The organism is Caballeronia sp. LZ016 (assembly GCF_031450805.1).
Taxonomy (GTDB): domain Bacteria; phylum Pseudomonadota; class Gammaproteobacteria; order Burkholderiales; family Burkholderiaceae; genus Caballeronia.
The window spans coordinates 262,370-285,550 of sequence record NZ_JARTVY010000002.1; the positions used below are offsets into that span (position 1 = coordinate 262,370).

Genomic DNA, 23,181 nt, shown 5'->3' on the forward strand with positions numbered 1-23,181 from the left:
ACCGCATTGCCATTTGATGTGATGTCTGCCGCGAGCCTCGATAGGTGACGCGATGCTCGCTACGGCGTCGGATCGGATTCCGGGGCCTGATGCGAGGGAAGCGTTCCGGGGTCCGGCGGCAGCGCGGTCAGAAGACGCGGACCCTGATGCGCACCCGCCATCCATACGGCTTGCCAGTCTGCTTCACCGGTCGGCTGTGCGAGCAGCACGACGATGCTGTGCGCCGCCAGTTCCAGTGCGCTGCCGACGAGCGGCCGTTCGACGGCGTCGGGCTCCGCGCTATCCAGGAGCACGTTCCATTCCAAGTGCGGCGCGGGCGGCGCGAACGTGAGCGTCTGTGCGGAGCCGTTGATCATGAGCAGGATGACATCGATTTCGCCGTTGATTCCGGGTCCCGCGCGACGCAAGGTCAGCGCGCGGCCTTCCGGGTCTTGCCATGCTTCTATAGCAAGCGCGTTGCCGCGTTCGTCGAACCAGCTCACATCGTAGAGACCGGGCAGCACTTCGCGATCGCCGTAGAGAAAACGCGTCTCGCGCAGCACCGGATATTTTTTTCGCAGGGCGATGACGCGCGCGACGAACTCGGTCATCTCCACGCCGCGCGGGCTGTGAGCCGCGTCCCAGTCGATCCAGGATATCTCGTTGTCCTGGCAATACGCATTGTTGTTGCCTTGCTGCGTGCGAAGGAATTCGTCGCCGCCGAGGATCATCGGGGTGCCGAGCGAGAGCAGCGTCGTCGCGAGCATGGAGCGGGCGAGCCGCGCGCGGACATCGAGGATCGCGGGATCGTCGGTCGGCCCTTCGACGCCCCAGTTCGCGCTGCAATTCTCGTTGTGGCCGTCGTTATTGCCTTCCTGATTGGCGTCGTTGTGCTTGTGCGTGTACGCGGTGACATCGGCGAGCGTGAAGCCGTCGTGCGACGCGACGAAGTTCACCGACGCCCACGGTTTTCTGAAGCGCCGGTTGAACAGTTCCGCCGAGCCGGTCAGGCGCGCCGCGAGATCGGGGCGCATGCCCGCATCGCCGCGCCAGAAGCGTCGCACGCCGTCGCGGAACTTGTCGTTCCATTCGGCGAAGCCCGGCGGATGATTGCCGACCTGATAGCCATCGGGACCGATATCCCACGGCTCGGAAATGAGCTTGCGCGTCGAGAGAATCGGGTCCTGGCGGATTGCATCGAAGAAGCCGGAGCCGGGGTCGAAGCCGTGGCCTTCACGCCCGAGCGTGACGCCGAGATCGAAACGGAAGCCGTCGATATTGAACGCGGTGCACCAGTAGCGCAGCGAGTCCATCACCATCTGCAGCACGCGCGGATGCGAAAGATTGACGGTGTTTCCGCAGCCGGTCTCGTTGATGTAATGGCGTTCGTCGCCGGGAATGAGGCGATAGTAGCTGGCGTTATCGAGCCCGCGCCAGGAGAGCGTCGGCCCGAGTTCGCTGCCTTCGCATGTGTGGTTGTAGACGACATCGAGAATGACTTCGATGCCGGCCGCATGCAGCTGGCGCACGGCGATGCGCATTTCGTTGAGCCGATGCGTCGACAGATACGACGGTTCGGGCGCGAAGAAGGCGGCGGTGTTATAGCCCCAGTAATTGCGCAGTCCGCGCTCGACGAGAAAGCGGTCGTTGAGAAACGCGTGCACTGGCAGGAATTCGACGGCGGTGATGCCGAGCTTTTGCAGGTGTTCGATGAACCACGGCGACGACAGCGCAGCGAACGAGCCGCGTTCGTGCTGGCGGATATCGCTGCGGTTCATCGATGCCCCCCGCACGTGTGTTTCGTAGATGATGGTTTCGCCCCAGGGCGTGTCGGGGCGTACGTCGCGGGACCAGTCGAAGGCGTCGTCGGTAACGATGCATTTAGGCATGGCGGGGGCCGAGTCGCGGCGATCCATCGACATGTCCAGGCGATTCGAATGCACGCGATAGCCGAAGAGGGCGTCGGACCATCGCCACGGGCCGACGAGCTTTTTCGCGTAGGGGTCGAGCAGCAGCTTGTGCGGATTGAAGCGATGCCCTTGCTGCGGCTGATAGGGGCCGTGTGCGCGGAAGCCGTAGACGGTGCCGGGATGGGCGCCTGGCAGATAGCCGTGCCAGACCTCGTCGGTGCATTCGGGCAGGTCGAAGCGCATCAGTTCCTTGCGGCCGGTACTGTCGAAGAGGCACACCTCGATGCGGTGAGCATTCGAACTGAATACCGCAAAGTTGACGCCCAAGCCGTCCCAGTTGGCTCCTAGCGGGTAGGGGGCGCCCGGGAGTAATTTATCGGGGAGTGCGTTCGGCATTGTGGTCTTTTCTTTATCTGCTAGCGGCGCTTCTGGTGGTTGGCTTTTGTTCGCGTCGGTCTATTGGTGCGGCCCTCCCCGGGGCGCGCTAATAGACCGACGCGAAAATGCGAAGCCCATAAGAAATCAATCGGCCCGCAAAACGATAGTAGCCAGGGGAGGCAGGGTCAAAGCAGCGGACTGCTGCCGCCCATGACTGAACGCGTCGTCAGCATGAATAACGCCACCATTCCCCGTATTAGACCCGCCATAAATGGCAGCGTCGGAGTTGAGCACCTCACTCCAACGCCCGCCGCGAGGCAATCCAACGCGATACCCATTGCGCGGCACCGGCGTCATGTTGCAAACAACGACCAGCTCCCGCCCCTCGGCGTCGGTACGCCGATAAGCGAACACGCTGTTGGCGTTGTCGTCGCCAATGATCCATTCGAACCCTCGCGGATCGCTATCGAGCTTGTGCAACGCAGGCTCACCCACATAAAGCAGATTCAGATCGCGCACGAGCTTCTGCAGCCCGCCGTGAAAAGGATCGTCGAGCAAGTGCCAGTGCGGAGATTCGTCATGGTTGAACTCCGCGACCTGCCCGAACTCGCCGCCCATGAACAGCAACTTCTTGCCCGGATGCGTCCACATGAAAGAAAGATAAGCCCGCAAGTTGGCGAACTTCTGCCACCGGTCCCCCGGCATCTTGCCAATCAGCGATCCCTTTCCATGCACCACCTCATCGTGCGAAAGCGGCAGCACGAATCGCTCGGAATAGGCATACACCATGCCGAACGTGTAGAGGTGATGGTGATACTGCCGATACACCGGGTCTTCCTGCATGTAATGCAACGTGTCGTGCATCCACCCCATGTTCCACTTGAAGTCGAAGCCCAGCCCGCCACTCTCCACGCTCGCCGTCACGCCCGGCCATGCCGTCGACTCTTCGGCAATCGTGATCGCACCCGGAATGTGCCGCACTTCCTGATTCAATCGCTTCAGAAAGGCAATCGATTCGAGATTCTCGCGGCCGCCATAGATGTTCGGCACCCACTCGCCCGCCTTGCGCGAATAATCGCGATACAGCATGGAAGCCACCGCATCGACGCGCAAGCCATCCACGTGGTAACGCTTCAGCCACGCCAGACCCGACGCGATCAGGAACGCGCTCACCTCGTTGCGGCCGAGGTTGTAGATCATCGTGTTCCAGTCCTGGTGATACCCCTCGCGCGGGTCGGCATGCTCGTAAAGCGGCGTGCCGTCGAACTGCACGAGGCCATGCGCATCGTTCGGAAAGTGCGCAGGCACCCAGTCGATGATCACGCCGATTCCCGCCTCATGCGCGCGATTCACGAACTCCGCGAACTGCTCCGGCGTGCCGAAGCGAGCAGAAGGCGCGAACTGCCCGAGCGGCTGATAACCCCACGACCCGCCGAACGGATGCTCCGCCACCGGCATGAATTCGATATGCGTGAACCCCATCGTCTTCGCATACGGAATCAGTCGCTCCGCGAGCTCATGCCAGTTCATGCCGCGATTGCCTTCTTCCGGCACGCGCAGCCAAGATTCCGCATGCGCTTCGTAAATGGCGATCGGCGCTTGCGGCGTCTGCTTCGCGGCGCGCGAATTCATCCATTCGTCGTCGGTCCATGCGTAATGATCGATGGCGTCCGCATCCGCCACCACCGATGCCGTCGAGGGCGGCCTCTCGCTCTGCATCGAGCAGGGATCGGCCTTCAGCGGCAGCGTGTGCCCTTCGCGCGTGACGATCTCGTACTTGTAGCGCGTGCCCGCACCGATGCCCGGAATGAACAGTTCCCAGACGCCGGCGTTATGACGCAGACGCATCGGATGACGGCGGCCATCCCACGTATTGAAGTCGCCGACCACCGATACGCGCCGCGCATTCGGCGCCCACACCGCGAAGCGCACGCCGGCCACGCCGCCATGCGTGATCGGCCGCGAGCCGAGACATTCGAGCACCGCATACGGGTCCGCGTGCGATAGCCGTTCGAGCCAGTCGTCGGAGAGCACCGGGCCGAACGAATACGTGTCGTGCGTTTCCTGCGGCGTGCCGTGCCAGTCGATCGCCAGCCGATATGCAGCGGGACGTTCGACATAGCCCGCGAAAAGCCCGGCATCGTGGATGCGCGTCAGCTGGCCTAACGGCTCACCGCTCGATGCATCGACGACACTCGCACCGGACGCGTTCGGCAGGAACGCGCGCACGACATGCCCGTGCTCGGTCTGATGCAGGCCGAGCATCGAGAACGCATCGGGATGCCGCGCTTCCACGAGCGCATCGATATCGAGCGGATTGAGGCCATGCGCCGGGTCGCGCGTGTCCGGTCCCGCATCGCTACGGTTATTCATGTTGGGTTCCATCCGGATTGTCCTTGGTGGCGTCGGTCACGTGACGCGTGCCGGGCGCGGGCGGCGCGCCGGTGTCGCCGAGCAGCCGGCTCGCGAGCGATGCGAGACCGCGCAGCGGCAGCCCGATCCACGTCGGCCGGTTCGCGGCTTCGTAACGGATCTCGTAAGCGGCTTTCTCGATGAGGAAGAGATCGAGCAGCGAAGTGAACACGCTCTCGTCCGCAATCGTCTCGGGCGATGTCTCGATAGCCTGCCGGTATTGCCGCAGGAACTTGTCTTCGGCGAACGCGCGCATCTTCTCGAACAGCGCGCGCTTGCGGTCGGCCGTCTGTGCGGGCGCGTTTTCGGTCGTCGGCTGAGCGGCGGCGCTCGCATACGACAGCGAACGCAGCAAGCCCGCGACGTCGCGCAGCGGACTGGTCTTGCGGCGGCGCTCATCGAGCGTGCGCGCGGGTTCGCCTTCGAAGTCGATCAGATACGCATCGCCTTGCGCCATCAGCACCTGTCCGAGATGGAAGTCGCCGTGGATGCGCGTGCACAATGCATCGGCATCCGAAGGAACGAGCTTCTTCACCGCATCGACCAGCATGTCACGACGATCCAGCAGGCTTTGCGCGAGCGCCTGGTCGTGCTCGCTGAAGCTGGCCGCTTTCTGCCCGAGAATGTCGAGCGCGCTCGTAAGCAGTTGCAGCGTGCCGTCGACCCAGCCCTTCACGTCCTTCGCGGTGGCGCGGCGCGGCGAGAACGCTTCGTCGTCGGTCGGCGTGGCGAGCGCGACATGCAACTCACCCAGCCGCTTGCCGATGATCCCCGCGATGTTGCCGTAGCCTTCGAAGCCACCTGCCTGCGCGGTCTGGTCGGGCTTGGTCTCGTCGGTTTCGCAGGTGACCGCGAGCTCGTCGACGACACGGCGCAGATAATCGAGCGCGTAGTTCCACGCATCGCCCTGGTTGTCGACGAAGCCTTGCAGAATCACGAGCGTGTGCGGCACGTTTTGCGGATCGACGCGCACGACTTCGCCATACAGCGGGCCGGTGTTCGCATAGCCGAGCTTCGTCAGATAGCGGCTCATCTCCGCTTCCGGATGGATGCCGCCGACCACGCGCCGCACGAGCTTCAACACGACCTTGTCGCCGATCACGAGCGAGCTGTTGCTCTGCTCCGCCGCGAGCCAGCGAATCTCGGGCGGCGATGCCGGACTCATGTCGAGCTCGTCGAAGCGCTCGGTCGGAATGAAGCGGATCTCACTCTTCTGCACCGTCGGCACGACGGCGCGCTGCTTGAGCTTCTGCAGGATGCCGTAGGTGAATTGCGGCACGGCGAACGCATCGGTGATATGGCCGATGGTGCGGCCACGGCGCACGCGAGCGAGCGCAAGCTGCATGTAGAGCGGCGACGTGGTCTCGGTCCCCCACGCGATCGAAAGCGGCAGCACGTAGCGCTCGGTATGCTTGCCCACGTCCGCTTCGATTTCGGTGAACGCGAAGCCTGCGCCTTCGATCGTCGTCAGCGCGGCGAGGCGCACCGCATGCAGCTTCTGATCCTTCGATGCGAACCAGCGGCGCTTGCTCAAATAGCTCGGCAATACTTCGGATTCCAGAAGACGCACGTTCTCCGGCGTCGGTCCAGTCTGTCCCGCACGAATGACCATCGTCACGAACTCCGGCAATTGCTCTGACGGCGCCTGCGACCACGCGGGCCGCATGTTGCCGGGGCAGAGCTGGAACCACAAGAAGCCATAGGGCGGGAAGGTCAGCAGATACGTGAGCTGGCCGATGGCGGGGAACGGCGAATCGGCCGTCATTTCGAGCGGCACCGACCCCGCGAATTCCGACAGATCGAGTTCCACCGCTTGCGGCGCACGCGAGAGATTCGCTACGCACAGCACCGGCGGCTCGCCTTCGAGTTCGCGCAGATACGCCAGAATCTTGCGGTTGCTCGGCTTCAGGAAGCGGATCGTCCCGCGCCCGAACGCATGCTTCGAGCGGCGCACCGCGAGCATCTTGCGCGTCCAGTTCAGAAGCGAATGCGGATCGCGGCTTTGCGATTCGACATTGACCGCGTCATAGCCATAGAGCGAGCCCATCACCGGCGGCAGCACGAGCTGTTCGGGATCGGCGCGCGAGAAGCCGCCATTGCGATCCGACGACCATTGCATCGGCGTACGCACGCCATCGCGATCGCCGAGGTGGATGTTGTCGCCCATGCCGAGCTCGTCGCCGTAATAAATGACGGGCGTGCCGGGCATCGACAGCAGCAGCGAGTTGATCAGTTCGATGCGGCGGCGATCGCGTTCCATCAGCGGTGCGAGACGGCGGCGAATGCCGAGGTTCAGGCGCGCGCGGCGATCGGCGGCATAGGTGTTCCAGAGGTAATCGCGCTCGGAGTCCGTCACCATTTCGAGCGTGAGTTCATCGTGATTGCGCAGGAAGATCGCCCACTGATTCGTGGCCGCGAGGTCCGGCGTCTGCCGCATGATGTCCGTGATCGGGAAGCGGTCTTCGCTTGCAATCGACATGTAGATGCGCGGCATCAGCGGGAAGTGGAACGCCATGTGGCATTCGTCTTCGTCGCCGAAATATTCTTTCACGTCCTCGGGCCACTGATTCGCTTCCGCAAGCAGCATGCGGTTCGGATACTCGGCGTCGATGGTCGCGCGAATCTGCTTCAGGATAGCGTGCGTTTCCGGCAGGTTCTCGTTGTTCGTGCCTTCGCGTTCGACGAGATACGGCACCGCATCCAGCCGCAGACCGTCGATGCCCATGTCGAGCCAGAAGCGCATCACGCTCAGCACTTCCTTGATGACCGCGGGATTATCGAAGTTCAGGTCGGGCTGGTGCGAATAGAAGCGGTGCCAGTAGTACTGCCCCGCAACGGGATCGTGGGTCCAGTTCGAAGGCTCTGAATCGATGAAGATGATGCGCGTCTCTTCGTACTTCTTGTCGGTATCGGACCAGACGTAGTAGTTGCGATGATTCGATCCCGGCTTTGCGCGCCGCGCACGCTGAAACCACGGATGCTGGTCCGACGTGTGATTGATGACCAGTTCCGTGATGACGCGAATGCCGCGCGCATGGGCTTCCTGAATGAAGCGCTTGACATCCGCGAGGGTGCCGTAGTCCGGATGCACGTTGCGATAGTCGGCGATATCGTAGCCGTCGTCGCGGCGTGGCGACGGATAGAACGGCAGCAGCCAGATTGCATCGACGCCAAGCTCCGCGATGTAATCGAGCTTCGCGAGCAGGCCCGCGAAATCGCCGATGCCGTCGTTGTTCGCATCGAAGAACGACTTGATGTGAACCTGATAAATGATTGCGTCCTTGTACCAGAGCGGATCATCGCTCAGCAGCGATGTCTTTTTATTGCGCTTCACCCTTGTATCCACGGTTTGCTCCAAGTGCTCTTAGTAGGCCATGTGCCCTGTTATCGGTTCACCGTCGTTCGGTGCGTGCGCATTCACTGTTCCCCGGCGAGCTGAGGCTTCGGCAGTCCCGATGTCGGCGAGATGCGCCAGATCGCGAAGGGCAGCGAATGCGGATTGAGCCGCACGTGCTGGCGCCGTCCGCGCCATTCGAAACGGTCGCCCGTCACCTGATCCTCGACCGCGATCGCATCGCCTTCGTGCACGCCCCAGCGTTCCAGCGTCTTCCACGGCAATTCGATATCCGCGCCCTGCTCGTTGAACGGATCGAGATTGATCGCGACGAGCACGACGTTATCGCCCGATGCGTTCACCTTCTCGAAGAACAAAATGTGCTCGTTGTGCGCGGGCAGAAAGTTCACGCCGAGATGCGTCTGCAACGCGGGATTCGCGCGGCGGATGCGGTTCAACGCCGTGATCTCGCCGACGATGTTGCCCGGCCGGTTCCAGTCCCACGCTCTCAGCTGATACTTTTCGGAATCCAGATATTCCTCGCTGTTGGGCAGTGCAGCGGACTCGCACAATTCGAACCCGCTATAGACGCCCCACAATCCTGACAAGGTCGCCGCGAGCGCCGCCCGAATCACGAAGCCGGGACGCCCCGAGCTTTGCAGAAAACGCGGATTGATGTCCGGCGTGTTGACGAAGAAGTTCGGGCGGAAGTAATCCTTCGCATCGGTCTGCGTGAGGTCGTGCATGTACTCCAGGAAGTCGCGCTTCGTTTCGCGCCACGTGAAGTACGTGTACGACTGCGAGAAGCCGAGCTTCGCAAGACGGTTCATCACGCGCGGCCGCGTGAAGGCTTCAGCGAGGAACATCACGTCGGGATGACGCGCACGTATATCGCCGATCACCCATTCCCAGAACGGGAACGGCTTCGTATGCGGGTTATCGACGCGGAAGATGCGCACGCCCGCCGCGATCCAGTGCAGAAACACGTCGCGCAGCGCGATCCACAGATCGGGCTTCGCGTCCTTCGCATAGAAGTCCGGATTCACGATGTCCTGATACTTCTTCGGCGGGTTCTCCGCATAGCGCAGCGTGCCGTCGGGCCGCCAGGCGAACCACGTCGGATGCTCCTTCAGCCACGGATGGTCGGGCGAGCATTGCACCGCGAAGTCGAGCGCGATCTCGAGCCCGTGTTCGTGTGCGGCATCGAGCATGCGCCTGAAGTCGTCGAGATTGCCGAGTTCCGGATGCACGGCGGTATGCCCGCCTTCCTTTCCGCCGATTGCATACGGGCTGCCGACATCGCCGGGCTGGGCCGTCAGCGAGTTGTTCCTGCCCTTGCGGTTCGCCATCCCGATCGGATGGATCGGCGGGAAATACAGCACGTCGAAGCCCATCTCGCGGATGCGCGGCATCTTGCCGATCACATCGATGAACGTGCCGTGCCGGTTCTCGTCGTCGCTCATCGAACGCGGGAAGATCTCGTACCAGCTCGCGAAGCGCGCAGCCGCGCGTTCGGAGTCGATGCGATACACCACCGGGTCGCGCGACAGGAACGGCCGATGCCGCGCCGCCGCCACGGCTTGCGCCGTCGCCGGCGCAAGGACGAGTTCGAGCTTGCGCGCGTCGTCGGCCTTCGTGAATTCCTTCACGATCTTCTCGAGCGGCGCGCTGTCGGAATCTTCGACGGTCTTCACTTCGGCGAGAATCAGCGCGAACAGATGTTTCGCTTCCTCGACTTCGAGTTCGACGGTCTGCCCGGCTTTCAGCTTCTTCTGCATGTGATCGACGAGCGACGCGTAATCGTCGCGCCACGCCATCACCACGAACTCGTGCCGGCCCACGCGTTCGAGCGGAATGCGCGTGGTCCAGAGATCGAGGCCGAGCGGCAGCACCGGCGACATAGGCGTTTCGTGCCATTCGGTCTCGTCGGCCGCGCGCCATTGCACGGCGGCCGCGATCTTGTCGTGGCCTTCCGCGAAGATCGCGGCCTGAATCTCCACCGCCTCGCCGACGATGCGTTTCGCCGGGAAGCGCCCGTGATCGACCGAAGGCGTCACGCTTTCGATCGATACGCGCGGCGCGGCGATCGCCTCCGCCACCGATTTCTTGTCGGCCGCCTTCGCGCCGCGTTTCACTTGCGGCTGCGCGAGCAGCACGAACGGCTCGGCTTCCGCGCGGAAGAGGCGCACGTCGCCCGCTTTCAGCGTCAGCGACGCGAGGCGCTCGGGTTTCGCGCCGGCATCGTCGATGGGCGCAAAGCGCGTGTAGTTGCCGGGGACGCCTTCGAGCAGGTGGCGCGTATCGACCTGCACGGGCGCAACCAGGTCCGGATTGATGACGACGAGCACCGCCGATTCGCTATGCCGCAAATCGCCGCCCGCCGCCCGAATCAGCGCCGCGTAAGGGGTGCCGGCGCCGGTCAGCGCGCGCAGCTCGCCGACGCCGGACAGCGTCTGCGTTCCGCTTTGCAGACCGTTCGCGCGCTTGACTTGCGCGCACAGATCGAAGCGCGCTTCCTTCTTCGCACGCTGATACTCCGCCGCGACGCCGTATTGCTGCGACATCGGCAAGCCGACGCCGTACTCGAAACCCATCGGCACGAGCAGGCCGGTGCCGAGCGCGGCGGCGGTGAAGAGCGCGCGGCAGTAGGCGCGTTCGATGAGCGCGGTGTCGCTCGTATCGCTCAGGTCCGCGATCAGCCGCGAGCCGAAGGGCTCCTCGGGGAATGTGATCGGCGGCGCGATGCGTGACAGCGCCGCGTGTTCGTCGACGAGCCAGGCGCTTTTGAAGTCCCACCAGCGCGTCGACGCGAAGACGGCATCGAAGCCGGCATCGACGAGGCCGTGCAGGTCGTGGCGCGATACGCCGACGGTCCACGCGAGCCAGCGCGTCTCGGGATGCTTCTCGCGCACCGCTGCGCCGAGCCTGCGCCAGACGTGCGCCGGCACCGCGTGCGGCGAGCCGAAGCGGAATCCGCCGACGCCCGCATCCGCGATCGCGCCGAGTTCGCGCGCCCACCAGGTGGTCAGTTGCTGCGCGGCTTCGCCATCGTTGAAGTTGGCGTGCGCGACATCGCGCTGACTCGGCGGGCGGCGCGGATCGAGCCGCGCATCGGCGGTCTCGAACGGCCTGAACCAGTGCTTGTTGTCCTGATACAGCCCGCCTTCCGCGCTCACGCGATCGATCACGATATCGACGAGCAGCGTGATGCCGTGCTGCTTCGCGGCATCGGCGAGTTCGCGCAAGTCCTCCGCGGCGCTCGCGTTCGATTCGAAAACAGGATGCAGGCGATGATGATCCGCGACCGCTTCACGGTGCCCGTTGCTGCCGGGCACGAACGGCGAGCCGATCAGGACGTGGTCGAAGCCCAGCGCGGCCGCGTGCTCGAACTGGGCAGGCCAGTTGGCGAGAGGGCCGACGAGAAGAGGATCGATGAAGTAGATACGGGGCGCGTACGCATGATGAGCTTGATGGTTTTCCATCGTTCGTCTTTTCCAGAGTCGTCCTGCGGTGGCGGGGATGCGGGCAACGAAATCGCGATCACGCTCACGGGTCAAACTGGCTGAAGGGCCGGTCCACACGTTTTTCGGCGCATCGCGCGCTTCGCGGACCCAAGCGACAAGCTCGGCGCCGTCGACGATGCAGGCCCGGGTCGCGTCTCGCGATGCGAATGGATCGGGCACGGCTGCCGCCACGGTCCAATGGGTTTCCAGCGGGCGTTGCATCGCCTGACAGCACGTTGCGTGCCGCGCCCAAGGGCTCGCGAAGCGGCGCTGCGTCACAGCGATACTATGCGGCAAGCCTGGGCGGATGTGGGCCGCCCCCGTTCGTTGCCGTTCGACGCTATGCGCGCTTCGCGACCAGCGGCTTGCCCGTCTGCTGCGCGTGATCGGGAAGCGGCGCGTGCGCGCCGGCCCGCACGGGCAGACGGCGCAGGCGCACGGCCGTGCGGCTCGGGCGCAGTCCGGTGAGGTCGGAATACAGCGCGATCATCTTCGATACCGCTTCGCCCCAGCCGAAATCGCACGACATCGCGTTGCGCTGCATCGTGCGCCAGACAGGCGGACGCATGTACGCATCGAGGGCGCGGCCCGCTGCGGTAACGACATCGTCGGGCGTCTCCCCGTCGAACAGAAAGCCCGTGGGCGCACGCGAGGAGGGCTGCATCGCGATGGGAGCGTCGTGCGTGCCGTCGCGCATATACACGGTTTCGCGCGAGGCGATGTCGGCTTCGGCGGCGTCGACGATGGTATCGGCCAGTCCGCCCACGCGCGATGCCACCGGCAGGGTGCCGTAGCGCATCGCGTAAAGCTGCGTGAGGCCGCACGGCTCGAAGCGGCTTCCATGCAGCAGCATGTCCGCGCCTGCGTGCAGCGCATGCGCGCGACGCTCGCTATAACCGATATGCACGCCCACGCGATCGGGCCATTCCTGCGCGAGCTTGCGAAAACCCTTCTCGATGTACGCCTCGCCCTGACCGATCACGGCGAGCTGCAGGCGCGGATGCTTCTCCAGCAGACGCGGGAGCGCCTGAAGCACGACATCGGCGAGCTTCTGGCCGGTCATGCGGCTGCCGATGGCGATCAGCGGCGCGAAAGGATCGACCGGCAGGCCGAACATGCGCTGCAGCGTGCGCTTGCAGGCGTGCTTGCCGCGCATGTCGTCGAACGAGTAATTGCGCTCGATCAGAGGATCGACGGCGGGATTCCACACGCCTTCGTCGATGCCGTTCACGACGCCCGACAGCTTGTCCGCGCAGCTTTGCAGCACGCCTTCCATCAGGTGCCCGAAGCGCGGGGTGAGAATTTCGCGCGCGTAGTTCTCACTGACGGTCGTCACGCGGTCGCTGTGAACGATACCCGCCTTCATCAGACTCAGCGCGCCATAGAACTCGATGCTCTGCGGATCGCTGAATGCGTGCACGAGCCACTTCTCCGGCACGCCGAGCGAGCGGCCGAGCGACAGCGCGTAGTTGCCCTGGAACGCGAGGTTGTGAATCGTAAAGACGCTCTTGGCCTGCACGCCGGCGTGCTTCATCAGCAGCGGCGTGAGGCCGCTGTGCCAGTCGTGCGCGTGAACGATATCCGGCTTCTTCACGCCGCGCACGCCTTCTGCGACACGCACGGCGGCTGCCGAGAGCGTCGCGAAGCGGACGGCGTTATCGGGATAGTCGCGGCCCTGCGCATCCTGATAGAGCCCCGTGCGCGCATACAGTGCATCGCAGCGCAGCAAAAGGACGGGCACGCCGGTATCGGGCATGCGCCCGCGCAAGAGCGAGGCGTCGCCGCCGGGCAGATCGTGAAGGGTGCAGACCTTGCTGACGTCCTCCGCCATCGCGATGGCGTTCGGATATGCGGGCAGGAGGATGGTGGCGTCGACGCCGGCTGCGCGCAGGGCGGCGGCGTATGCGCTGACCATGTCGCCGAGGCCGCCGGTCTTGGCGAGCGGGACGGCCTCGGAGGCGACCAGCAATACGTTCAAAGGCAAAGTGGACTCCTGTGCGGACAAACACGGGGCGATGGCCATGCGCTCGTCAACGTCTATCGGCGTGACGAGGAGCAGCCGGGCCGCGCATTCCGGTGCTGATCGGGTTGGTTCTTTTTGGCTTGCGCAGTGCAGCAATGTGCATGCCACGACCCGTTGCCGTATGTGCGGGCTCGCACGATCATTTCGGACTTATGTTCGACGAGGGTCCGCTGTCGCGCATCAGGGAACATCGAAAAGCGCATGATCGTGCCGCGTGTAAAACTGACAGCGGCAGGCGTCGCGTTTTTACACGGGGCGTTAAGAGCTTATGGCGTGGCTATGACAGGCGCATTGCGCGCCTCGCTCCGGCGTCAACCGCCGACCATGCTCGCCGCGATGTTGACCGACAGCCCGAGCACCGCGAGATTGAAGAAGAACGACAGCACCGATTGCGCGAGCGCCGTGCGGCGTGCGTCTCCGGAGCAGAGCACGACGTCCGAGGTCTGCGAGGCGACCGCGATCGTGAACGAGAAGTACAGGAAATCCCAATAGTCGGGTTTGAGATGGCGATCGGGAAACCGGAGCGCCGTATCGCCCGATGGCGAGCGATAGTAATGCCGCGCGTAATGCAGCGTGAACATCGTCGGGATGAGGAACCACGCGCCGAGCATCGTCGCGCCGGTCAGCGCGTAGTTCAGATACGCGTGCGCGCCGAGGCTTTTCGCTGCAGCCAGTTCAACGACGATCGCAACGAGGCTCGCGACGGCCGCGAGAGTCACGATCATCAGCACGGCGGCGGCGTTTTCGTCCTCGCGTTCGGCGAGCGCCTGCACGTTGCTCTGATGCGCCGTGGCCATCTGCACCCAGATCAGCGCGAGGTACAGCCACACCGCCGAGTCCCAGCCGATGAGCGCGCGCACGATGGGCCGCACGTGCCCCGGCAGCAGCGCGGTGACGCCGAAACCGATCACGAGGGCGATCAGGGCGCGCGGACGCGTGCGCAACACGGGCGGAAGAAGGTTCATCGTCTCGACGGGGAAACGTGCAAGTCAGCGATTATCACTGACGCGCCTTACAGTGCGATGCTGCGAGCGATGGCCGCAGCGCCCGCTTTCGCGCGACAATCGCCATTGGAGACCATTTCGAAACGCTCTCGCCGCTCGCCGCCGAAAACGCAGCGAAAAGCGACCCAGCACGCACACCGGCCGTTGAGCCGGCGATAAGATCGACGCATGAATGATCCTACCTATCCCGTCGTCTGCAGGCATCCAGCCAATGAGATCGGCCGCGATTTCGTCGTCGGCGATCTGCACGGCTGCGTCGATGCGCTGCGTTATCTGTTGCGCGAGATCGGCTTCGACGGCTCGCGCGATCGTCTGTTCTCAGTCGGCGACCTGATCGATCGCGGCACGGATTCTCTCGCGGCCATCGAGCTGATCGACAAGCCGTGGTTCTATCCGGTGCTCGGCAATCACGAGGATTCGCTGATCGCGGTCGCGACCGGGGCGATGCGCCGGCAGGCGTGGTACGCGATCGGCGGATCATGGGCCGAAACGCTCGCCGACGAACAGCTCCACGCGCTCGCCACGCGGCTCGCGCGGCTGCCGCTGGTGCGCATCGTCGGCGAGGGCGCGCGGCGCTTCAACGTGTTGCATGCGGAGTTCTTCGGCAGCGACGCCGATCTGGACGCCGCCGAGTTCGCGGACGAAACGCGCAGCCAGATGTTGTGGGGCCGCGGCCTTGCGCTCGGCAATGCGGACCCCGGGTTGCAGCGCGGTCTCTCGCCGACGTATTGCGGCCATACGCCGATGCGCGCCGTGCGCCAGATCGGTTCGCAGATTTTCATCGATACGGGCGCGTTCGCCTCGGAAGGGCGGCTCACGATCGTCGAAGCCGGCACCGACGAACGATGGTCCGTCAAGGAACGATGGGCCGCGTCGGAAGGCGCGCGGGAGCTGGCGCTGCCATAAAGGCACGGCCGTTGCTCAATTCCTCGCCATGTATCGAAAGCAAACAGGCGAGGCTTGCAGTGGCGACGATCGAAAGCAACGGGGCTGGCAGTACGAGCGGTGCACAGCACGGGAACGCGGCAGCCATCATCGACGATCTGCCACCCGGCCTCCGATACGTCGACGACTCGCGGCGCGGCTATACCCGCGAGTGGATCGACGGTGCGTTCGTCTATTTCAATACTCAGGGCAAGCGCATCGAGGATGAGGCCGAGATCCGGCGCATCAACGCGCTCGCCATCCCGCCCGCATATACCGATGTCTGGATTTGCCCCGATTCGCGCGGCCATCTGCAGGCGACGGGCCGCGATGCGCGCGGGCGCAAGCAGTATCGTTATCATCCGCAATGGCGCGAGACCCGCGACGCGAACAAGTACGAGCGCATGCTCGCGTTCGGCGCGGTGCTCCCGAAGCTGCGCGCTCGCGTCACGCGCGATCTCGCGCTCGACGGCATGCCGCGCGACAAGGTGCTCGCCACGGTCGTGCGGCTGCTCGACACGACGCTGATCCGCGTCGGAAGCGAGGAATACGCGCGCGAGAACCGCTCATACGGGCTGACGACGCTCAGGAAGCGGCACCTGAAAGTGTCGGCGGGAACGCTGCGCTTCAAGTTTCGCGGCAAGAGCGGCATCGAGCACGACGTCGCCGTGAGCGATGCGCGCGTCGCCCGGATCGTCAGGCGCTGCATGGACCTGCCCGGCCAGGACCTGTTCCAGTATCTCGATGCGGACGGCACGCGCCACGGCGTGACTTCGTCCGACATCAACGACTATTTGCGGGAGATCACTGGCGCGGATTTCACTGCGAAGGACTATCGGACGTGGGCGGGCAGCGTGTTCGCGCTCGCGGCGCTGCGAAAGCTGCAGTGGGAGACAGTGACCGAGGCGCGCAAGCATATTGTCGGGACCATCAAGGAAGTGTCGCAACTGCTGCGCAACACGCCGGCCGTCTGCCGCAAGTGCTACGTGCATCCGGCCGTGATCGAGGCGTTCGAGGCGGGCGAACTTGCAGAGGCGCTGCCCGCGTCGCGTCGCCACGGACTGAAGACCGACGAGGCTGCACTCGTCATCTTTCTCGAGAAAGAAGCGAAGCGCCGGGCGCGCGAGGCGGCGCGGAAGAACCGCAAGGGCGCTGCGGCAAGCGATACGCGGCTCACCGGCCTGCTCGCCGAATCGAGCCGCAAGGCGCGCGGGGGTGCGCTGAAGGGCAGCGCGAAGGACGCGGCGACGCAGGCAATCGAGACCGTCGCGCGCAAGACCGCGCCGAAGGCCGCCCGCCCTGCGACGAAGAAGCTGTCGCGCACGCGGACATCGACGGCGGTGGCGATCCGATGATCGCCTAGCCGACCTGATTCAGCTCGAACACGTAATCGATCGCATCGCCGTTCCAGTTGTATTCGAGATACGCGGCGTGATGGCAGTCGCGCAGCATCGTCGTGCGCAAGGCGGCCAGGCATTCGCCCTGGGGATCGCGCACCGACGGATACGCGATCCCCGGCGCGCCCGCCGCACGGATTGCGCGGCCCAGAGCCTTGCCGGGCGCGTAGTCGTCCGGCGCGAGAATGCGCGGATCGAGACCCGCCAGCGCGATACGGTCGTCCCGCAGATCCACGACCTCGCCGTGCGCGATCACCGTATAGAGTCGCATCTGCTGACGCAGCGGCGCTTCCCGGGTCGCGGCGAGGAACAGGCCGGCGTGATAACGCGTCTCCGCGATGGCCGTGCGCCGCTCGCGGGCGCAATAGAACACGCCGAAGCTGCCGTCCGAAAAGCGGCTGCCGCTCGGATTCAAATGCGTGAAAGCGGCCATGATCGGCCCGCACCCCGGCCCGAAACAGCGTTCGCCGGGCGGCACGAGATCGAGTTCGCCAATCTCGGTGCGCAGGCGGTCGTTGGTCATCGCTTCGAGCGCATAGAGAGCGTCGAAATCCTGTGGCGACGCGACGCGGTCGAAGAGATTCACCGCCGGGAAACGCGTCGGGATCACGCGATACGCCGGCGACCAGTCGAGTTCGCCGTGCGGCCAGCGCGCCCGCCAGTTCGATTCAGCCTGCTTGTCGTTCACGCCCATCCGCCTCGCATCGCGTCGAGATACTGGCGCACGGCGACGAGATCGCTGATATTGCCCGCCAGCATGCGGTCGAGCGCCGGCCTGCCGCCGAACGGCGGCGCGGTGTTCGGACGCCTGACCCATGTATCGGCGGCGTGCGGCTCGGGCAGCAGGATTTGCAGCGCCTTGTAGATGCCGAGAATCAGCGAGAGGCGCTCCAGCGTGTCGCGCGGCAACCGCGCCGATTCGGGCGTGTTCTTCCACTTGAAGTACGTGGAGCGGCCGGGCGAGCCGAGCAGCTTGATCTGCTCATCGGCCGACAACGCCCAGTCGCGGGCGATGTTGATGAAAGCGCGCAGGCCGGCAGCGGACAAGTCGCCGATATCCGGCGTGGAACGCGGCGCCGGCTGGCCGGCCGCCGCAGAGGCGGCGCGTGCGGCATGGGGCATGTCGTTAAGTCTCCAAAGGAACTCTTAACGCATGGTAGTCCATATATGGATTTATACAAGCGATATTTCGCCCGTGCGTGAGATGCGCTCGTCAGTCCTCGTCTTCACGCGGACCGTAGCGACGGCCGGGTACGTGCGAATTCAGCGCATCGGCGATATCGGATGGCGTGCAATCTGCCGGGACGATGCAGCGCTGCAGATGCGGATCGCTCTTCAGCGACCACTCGACCATCCGATACGCTTGACCCCACGGCGGCTGGATCGGCGCGGACAGGCGGCAGCGGCTCAGCTTGAGCGCGGTGTGGCTGCGCATCGCCCGGGCAAGATTGGCGAACGGCGGACGCGCTACGGCGTTGCGGGACATGGCACATTCCTCACGTTGGCGGCCCGGTTCGTCCGGTGGACTGCGCCGCACCGAAGGCGGCGGGCGGGCCTGATCGCGCGTCGAGTGTGTCCGTGCAGAATTAAGCCGCCCTTAATCGTCCGCGACGAGGGTCGGCGTGCGGCGATACGCCACGTCTTCCTGCCTAGAGGCAAACGTATGCGGTCAAGTGCGCCTTCGGCATTTTCACCACGGGCGGCGCGCTTTGTTTGCCGGCAGGCCGGCTTACTGTATATTCGTACAGCTTGTCTGCAACAAGGAGTTTGCCGATGATTTCCCGCAACGATTCGCTCGAAGCCGCCGCGCTCGAACGTTTCATGCGCGCGACGCGCGCGGTGAACGCCGCGTTCGACGCCACGCGAGGCGAGCCGCAGTTCGAGCACGGCGTGCGGTCGGTGGCTCGTTCGCAGCAGCGCCTGGACGACGCATTGCGCGAACTCGAAACGTCCGAGCGCTCGCTCGACGCCATCCTCTCGCGCAGCGCGCGCCAGGACCATTAGGGGCAACAGGGGCATAAATCGATGGAGCGAAACGACTTGAAACTCGCATTCCTGACGATGGCTTTCGTGCTGGGTTCGTCGCCGGTAGTGGCGGCGCCGCATTACACGGAAGTCTGGAATCCGCCCGAAGTTCACGTAGTGAAGGGCAAGAGCAAGGCGCATGGCGCATCGCGCACGGCCGGAAAGAAGAAGCGCAAGAGTGCATCGGCGGTCAAGCAGGTGGCCGACAAGGCTTCCATCGATCAGCCGGTCGCCGCGCCGCCGCGCAAGGGCGGCTCGCCGAAGCAGGCGGAGCCCGTCATTCCACGCAAGATCGACCCGAACGGACAGGTCATGCGCGTGTGACGTATTGCTGGACGAACGAAAAAGGGGCGCTCCATCGGGGCGCCCCTTTTTGTTTGAACCGGCGGCGGGGCGCTTATAGGCGTCCCATCAGCAACAGAACGATCACCACGACGAGCACGACGCCGAGAATCCCGCTCGGTCCGTAACCCCAGCTACGGCTGTGCGGCCACGACGGAATGGCGCCGATCAACAGCAGGATGAGCACAATCAACAGGATGGTTCCGATCGTCATTTGACTTCTCCTTATAAAAGACCGCGCGACCATCCGGCTCGACGTGGCCTCCCAGGCAGCCGCACGTCGGAAGCGAGGCGGGATGCCGCCAGGCCGTCCGGTGTTGCGATCGACAAGGAGCGTTGAGCAGCATCCGTGCCATCGGCGTGAAAGCCTGATGAAGCAAGGCCCGGCGCGTCACTGGCGACGCTTGCGCGGACCGCGCCGGTTGTCAAAAGGAAAGAGTTGGTCCGGCGCCTTGAAAGAATTGCACTGCGTCGATTCAGAACAGATTGCGGAAAATCCAGAACAGCAGGCCGGCCAGCGCGATCGATACCGGCAGCGTCAGCACCCAGGCGAGCGCGAGGCTGCGCACCGTGCGCCATTGCAGCCCGGAGCCGTTCGCGGCCATCGTGCCGGCGACGCCCGACGACAACACGTGCGTCGTGCTGACGGGCAGGCCGTAGGCATCGGCGGCGCCGATGGTGATCATCGCCACCAGTTCCGCCGACGCGCCTTGCCCATACGTGAGGTGCGTCTTGCCGATGCGCTCGCCGACCGTTACCACGATGCGCTTCCAGCCGACCATCGTGCCCAGGCCGAGCGCAACGGCCACGGCGACTTTCACCCACGTCGGAATGAACTTCGTCGCGTGATCGAGCTGATGCTTGTAGTTATCGAGCACGGCGCGGTCGTTCGGCGCGAAGGCGGGGGCGTTCTGCTTTTCCATCACACGCAACGCTTCGGACGCGATGTACATCTCGTTGCGCACGTTGCGGACATTGCCTTCCGGCACGGCCGCGATCGTCTCGCTCGGGCGGATCTGCGCGTCGATGGAATCGATCAGCGCTTTCAGCGAGGCGACGCTGTCAGGGGCGAGCGTCTTCGTCTGCACGTAGCGCTCGACGCGCGCACGCGCATCGGCGCCGGGAGAGGCATTGCCGCTATAACGCTGCAGCGCCTCGGATGCGCTATGGCTGACCGCGAGAAACGTCTGCGTCTCGCCCGACGTGACGGCCTTGTTCAGCGCGTAGGCGGTCGGCACGGTGCCGATCAGGATGAGCATGATGAGCCCCATCCCCTTCTGGCCGTCGTTGGAGCCGTGCGCGAACGAAACGCCGGTGCACGTCAGGATCAGCAGGCAGCGAATCCAGAACGGCGGCGGCGTGTTGTTCTTCGGTTCCTTGTAGAGCGCCGGCACGCGCACGACGAGCTTCAACACGTAGAGCAGGAAACCGGCGAGCACGAAGCCGATGAGCGGCGAAAAGAGCAGCGACTTGCCGACCGAGGCCGCCTGGCTCCAGTCGACGCCCGACGTGCCGTTGGTCCCGTGCAGCATCTGATTCATCAGGCCGACGCCGATCACCGAGCCGATCAGCGTATGAGAACTGGACGACGGCAAGCCGAGCGCCCACGTGCCGAGGTTCCAGACGATCGCCGCGATGAGCAGCGCAAAGACCATCGCGAAGCCCTGCGAGCTGCCGACGCCGATGATCAGTTCGACCGGCAGCAGTTGCAGGATGCCGAATGCGACCGCGCCGCTCGAAACCAGCACGCCGATGAAGTTCCACGCGCCGGACCAGACGACCGCGAGGTTGGGCGTCAGCGAGTGCGTGTAAATGACGGTCGCGACGGCGTTCGCCGTATCGTGGAAGCCGTTGACGAACTCGAATCCGAGCGCGATGAGCAGCGCGATGCCGAGCAGAATGTACGGGAACGCGGACGATTCGCGCACGGGCGCCAGATCTTCGAGCAAATGCATGATGCAGTACACCGCGCCCGCTCCGATGGCGAGCAGAAACACGAGGAAAGCGAGTCGCTGCCCCGGCGTGCGGCTTGTCCGGGTGTTGGGAAAGACAATCTGGTTCATGGCGCGTCCTTGAGCCTGAGGCATTGCGGAAAAGGCCATGTTTGCCGGCGCGCGTGTCGGTTTCGTGAACGCGTAAGCCTTTGTTATCTCGTATGAATCGATGTCGTCAGCGCGCCGATATAATCGGCCGCACTTCCAGCGACCCGTGACGTGACGATCGATGACCAAGACGACCCCGCCCGCGCCTCGCGATCCGCTCGAATTCGGCGGCTCCGTCTGGCTGAAAAGCGGCGACGAGACGCTCGGCGGCGCGTCGCGCATCGCGCTCTTGGCCGCCATTCGCGATACCGGATCGATCACTGCGGCGGCGAAGGCGGTCGGCATGAGCTACAAGGCGGCGTGGGACGCCATCGATACGATGAACAACCTGGCCGGCGAGCCGCTCGTGGCTAGCGCGACCGGCGGGCGCGGCGGCGGCGGAACGCGGCTCACCGCATCGGCGTTGCGGATCATCGACACGTACTTCGCCGTCGAGCGCGAGCATCGCAAGTTTCTCAGGCGAGTGGGCGAAGCCATCGAAGGCTTCGAGGACGATTGGCGACTTATCGGGAGACTGGGATTGAGAACGAGTGCACGCAATCAGCTGGCGGGGAAGGTCACGAGGATCACGCGAGGCGCGGTCAACGACGAAATCGCGCTCGGCTTGCCGGGCGGGCAGACGATCGTCGCCGTCGTCACGCATGAAAGCACCGAGGCGCTCGGCCTCGCAGAAGGCGGCGATGCGTTCGCGCTCATCAAGGCGTCGTGGGTCATGCTGATGGAAGACGCGCCGGCGAAGCTGTCGGCGCGCAATCAGTTGCGCGGAACCGTTGCAAGCGTGACGCGCGGCGCGGTGAACGCCGAAGTGACGCTTTCGCTCGACGATGCGACGACCGTCACGGCCATCATCACCAACGAGAGCGCCGATACGCTCGGACTCGCGCCGGGCCAGAAAGCGGTGGCGGTGGTGAAGGCGTCGAGCGTGATCATCGGCGTGAACGACTGAGCGTGTTACGTCAGATTGCTGCCGATGGGTCGAACGTCGGTCCGTCGATCCGGCTTGTGATAACTCTTCGACTTCCACAGCGCCCGCACGTAGGGGTACGGGTGGCCCGACAAGCCGAGCGCGATTTCGGTGATCCAGTGCTGCGTCGGCACCGGCACGCCATGCAGCGCCACGACGACGACGGCGAGGCTCGCCGCTACCGGCATCGGCGAGAGCTTACCCGGCTCCGCCCGCCATGCAATGCACACGAACGCGAGCGACACCGCCGCGCCGAGCACGCAGCCGCTCACCACTTCCGACACCGAATGCGCGTTGACCACGACACGCGATCCGCCGACGACCACGCCCAGCACCAGGCCGAACAGGACGCCGGTTCCCCGGATGGAGCCGCGCGCGGGCAATAGCGCGACGAACATCGCCACGGGCAGGACGGACGTCGCCATGTAGGCGTGCCCGCTGATGCCGGTGAAGTCCATGAGCCGGATGCCGATTCCCCATCCGATGAACGCGATCTTGCTCAGCGCGACGAGACTGCTCCCGATGCCGAAGAGCGCGATCCATTCGACGGTGTACTTCCATCGATAGCCGAGCGCGAGCCACGCTGCGGCCGCTAGCGCGACGGGGAGCATCACGCCCGTGCCGCCGAGCGCGGTGATGCTCATCCATACGGAGAAGGGCAAGTCGAGGTTCATGGTGGCGTCGTGGTACAGGCGTTGCTGCACTGCGGCACAGCGGACACTGAATGGATGCGGAAGGCGAAAGTATACGGGTTCGGAAGAAGCCGAATTTTCAAGCGAGAAGCGGCGGTTTTCTGCGTCTAACTGCTGTCTAATGCGCGATTCATCGGCTAAACGCCTTTAACTTCGCTCAAGCAGTATTGCCCGGGCAAAGCCGGCCCGCTG

General features: G+C 64.5%; 17 protein-coding genes. 5 read left to right on the top strand and 12 right to left on the bottom strand.

What is annotated here, in order from left to right; all coding sequences use genetic code 11:
• Positions 1 to 59: 59 nt before the first annotated feature.
• The 6 genes from glgX to P9220_RS14710 form a co-directional block, all read right to left on the bottom strand.
• Positions 60 to 2,285: a glycogen debranching protein GlgX gene (glgX, locus tag P9220_RS14685; RefSeq protein ID WP_309765731.1), complete on the bottom strand. Its 2,226-nt coding sequence runs from the start codon at positions 2,283 to 2,285 to the stop codon at positions 60 to 62.
• Between the two features lie 126 nt (positions 2,286 to 2,411).
• The gene (gene glgB, locus P9220_RS14690; protein ID WP_309765732.1) at positions 2,412 to 4,640 is read right to left on the bottom strand and encodes a 1,4-alpha-glucan branching protein GlgB; all 2,229 of its coding nucleotides are present in this window, start codon (positions 4,638 to 4,640) and stop codon (positions 2,412 to 2,414) included.
• Positions 4,633 to 8,013 (bottom strand): maltose alpha-D-glucosyltransferase, encoded by a 3,381-nt coding sequence (gene treS / locus P9220_RS14695; RefSeq protein WP_309765733.1) that lies wholly within the window; start codon positions 8,011 to 8,013, stop codon positions 4,633 to 4,635. Before treS ends, glgB begins: the two co-directional genes overlap by 8 nt.
• A gap of 83 nt (positions 8,014 to 8,096) precedes the next feature.
• Entirely contained in the window at positions 8,097 to 11,495 is a 3,399-nt protein-coding gene (locus P9220_RS14700; protein ID WP_309765734.1) for a maltotransferase domain-containing protein, read from the bottom strand.
• Positions 11,496 to 11,856: 361 nt separating this feature from the next.
• Positions 11,857 to 13,500, bottom strand: a complete 1,644-nt coding sequence (glgA, locus tag P9220_RS14705; RefSeq protein WP_309765735.1) for a glycogen synthase GlgA — start codon at positions 13,498 to 13,500, stop codon at positions 11,857 to 11,859.
• Between the two features lie 350 nt (positions 13,501 to 13,850).
• Complete coding sequence (locus P9220_RS14710) at positions 13,851 to 14,504, bottom strand: DUF1345 domain-containing protein (RefSeq protein ID WP_309765736.1); 654 nt, start codon at positions 14,502 to 14,504, stop codon at positions 13,851 to 13,853.
• Between the two features lie 207 nt (positions 14,505 to 14,711).
• On the opposite strand from P9220_RS14710, the gene P9220_RS14715 reads away from it, so the two are divergent.
• Together P9220_RS14715 and P9220_RS14720 are read left to right on the top strand one after the other, a co-directional pair.
• Positions 14,712 to 15,449, top strand: coding sequence for a metallophosphoesterase (locus P9220_RS14715; protein ID WP_309765737.1), 738 nt, complete (start codon positions 14,712 to 14,714; stop codon positions 15,447 to 15,449).
• Between the two features lie 59 nt (positions 15,450 to 15,508).
• Positions 15,509 to 16,822: a DNA topoisomerase IB gene (locus P9220_RS14720; RefSeq protein ID WP_404980254.1), complete on the top strand. Its 1,314-nt coding sequence runs from the start codon at positions 15,509 to 15,511 to the stop codon at positions 16,820 to 16,822.
• Positions 16,823 to 16,826: 4 nt separating this feature from the next.
• Here the strand turns inward: P9220_RS14720 and P9220_RS14725 are convergent, their stop codons facing one another.
• From P9220_RS14725 to P9220_RS14735, 3 genes are all read right to left on the bottom strand, one after another.
• Positions 16,827 to 17,552 carry an RES family NAD+ phosphorylase gene (locus P9220_RS14725; RefSeq protein WP_309765738.1) on the bottom strand — a complete coding sequence of 242 codons (726 nt, stop codon included), beginning with the start codon at positions 17,550 to 17,552 and terminating at the stop codon, positions 16,827 to 16,829.
• Positions 17,549 to 17,986, bottom strand: a complete 438-nt coding sequence (locus P9220_RS14730) for an MbcA/ParS/Xre antitoxin family protein (protein ID WP_309765739.1) — start codon at positions 17,984 to 17,986, stop codon at positions 17,549 to 17,551. The genes P9220_RS14725 and P9220_RS14730 overlap by 4 nt, the downstream gene beginning before the upstream one ends.
• 91 nt (positions 17,987 to 18,077) lie before the next feature.
• Positions 18,078 to 18,350: a DUF2866 domain-containing protein gene (locus tag P9220_RS14735; protein ID WP_309765740.1), complete on the bottom strand. Its 273-nt coding sequence runs from the start codon at positions 18,348 to 18,350 to the stop codon at positions 18,078 to 18,080.
• Positions 18,351 to 18,637: 287 nt separating this feature from the next.
• On the opposite strand from P9220_RS14735, the gene P9220_RS14740 reads away from it, so the two are divergent.
• Together P9220_RS14740 and P9220_RS14745 are read left to right on the top strand one after the other, a co-directional pair.
• On the top strand, positions 18,638 to 18,868 hold the full coding sequence (locus P9220_RS14740; RefSeq protein WP_309765741.1) for a hypothetical protein: 231 nt from the start codon (positions 18,638 to 18,640) through the stop codon (positions 18,866 to 18,868).
• 36 nt (positions 18,869 to 18,904) lie between these two features.
• Positions 18,905 to 19,213 carry a hypothetical protein gene (locus tag P9220_RS14745; protein ID WP_309765742.1) on the top strand — a complete coding sequence of 103 codons (309 nt, stop codon included), beginning with the start codon at positions 18,905 to 18,907 and terminating at the stop codon, positions 19,211 to 19,213.
• Between the two features lie 73 nt (positions 19,214 to 19,286).
• Here P9220_RS14745 and P9220_RS14750 read toward each other — a convergent pair whose 3' ends face one another.
• Complete coding sequence (locus P9220_RS14750) at positions 19,287 to 19,445, bottom strand: DUF3309 family protein (protein ID WP_035966072.1); 159 nt, start codon at positions 19,443 to 19,445, stop codon at positions 19,287 to 19,289.
• A gap of 262 nt (positions 19,446 to 19,707) precedes the next feature.
• Complete coding sequence (locus P9220_RS14755) at positions 19,708 to 21,294, bottom strand: inorganic phosphate transporter (RefSeq protein WP_309765743.1); 1,587 nt, start codon at positions 21,292 to 21,294, stop codon at positions 19,708 to 19,710.
• A 160-nt stretch (positions 21,295 to 21,454) separates the two neighbouring features.
• Between P9220_RS14755 and P9220_RS14760 the strand changes: the two genes are divergently transcribed.
• The gene (locus tag P9220_RS14760) at positions 21,455 to 22,279 is read left to right on the top strand and encodes a TOBE domain-containing protein (RefSeq protein ID WP_309765744.1); all 825 of its coding nucleotides are present in this window, start codon (positions 21,455 to 21,457) and stop codon (positions 22,277 to 22,279) included.
• A gap of 5 nt (positions 22,280 to 22,284) precedes the next feature.
• Here the strand turns inward: P9220_RS14760 and P9220_RS14765 are convergent, their stop codons facing one another.
• Positions 22,285 to 22,971 carry a phosphatase PAP2 family protein gene (locus P9220_RS14765; protein WP_309765745.1) on the bottom strand — a complete coding sequence of 229 codons (687 nt, stop codon included), beginning with the start codon at positions 22,969 to 22,971 and terminating at the stop codon, positions 22,285 to 22,287.
• Positions 22,972 to 23,181: the final 210 nt, after the last annotated feature.

Coding starts and splice junctions, on each gene's coding strand:
- glgX (WP_309765731.1), bottom strand. CDS start 2,285: ATGCCGAACGCACTCCCCGATAAATTACTCCCGGGCGCCCCCTACCCG.
- glgB (WP_309765732.1), bottom strand. CDS start 4,640: ATGAATAACCGTAGCGATGCGGGACCGGACACGCGCGACCCGGCGCAT.
- P9220_RS14700 (WP_309765734.1), bottom strand. CDS start 11,495: ATGGAAAACCATCAAGCTCATCATGCGTACGCGCCCCGTATCTACTTC.
- P9220_RS14710 (WP_309765736.1), bottom strand. CDS start 14,504: ATGAACCTTCTTCCGCCCGTGTTGCGCACGCGTCCGCGCGCCCTGATC.
- P9220_RS14715 (WP_309765737.1), top strand. CDS start 14,712: ATGAATGATCCTACCTATCCCGTCGTCTGCAGGCATCCAGCCAATGAG.
- P9220_RS14730 (WP_309765739.1), bottom strand. CDS start 17,986: ATGCCCCATGCCGCACGCGCCGCCTCTGCGGCGGCCGGCCAGCCGGCG.
- P9220_RS14735 (WP_309765740.1), bottom strand. CDS start 18,350: ATGTCCCGCAACGCCGTAGCGCGTCCGCCGTTCGCCAATCTTGCCCGG.
- P9220_RS14740 (WP_309765741.1), top strand. CDS start 18,638: ATGATTTCCCGCAACGATTCGCTCGAAGCCGCCGCGCTCGAACGTTTC.
- P9220_RS14750 (WP_035966072.1), bottom strand. CDS start 19,445: ATGACGATCGGAACCATCCTGTTGATTGTGCTCATCCTGCTGTTGATC.
- P9220_RS14755 (WP_309765743.1), bottom strand. CDS start 21,294: ATGAACCAGATTGTCTTTCCCAACACCCGGACAAGCCGCACGCCGGGG.
- P9220_RS14760 (WP_309765744.1), top strand. CDS start 21,455: ATGACCAAGACGACCCCGCCCGCGCCTCGCGATCCGCTCGAATTCGGC.
- P9220_RS14765 (WP_309765745.1), bottom strand. CDS start 22,971: ATGAACCTCGACTTGCCCTTCTCCGTATGGATGAGCATCACCGCGCTC.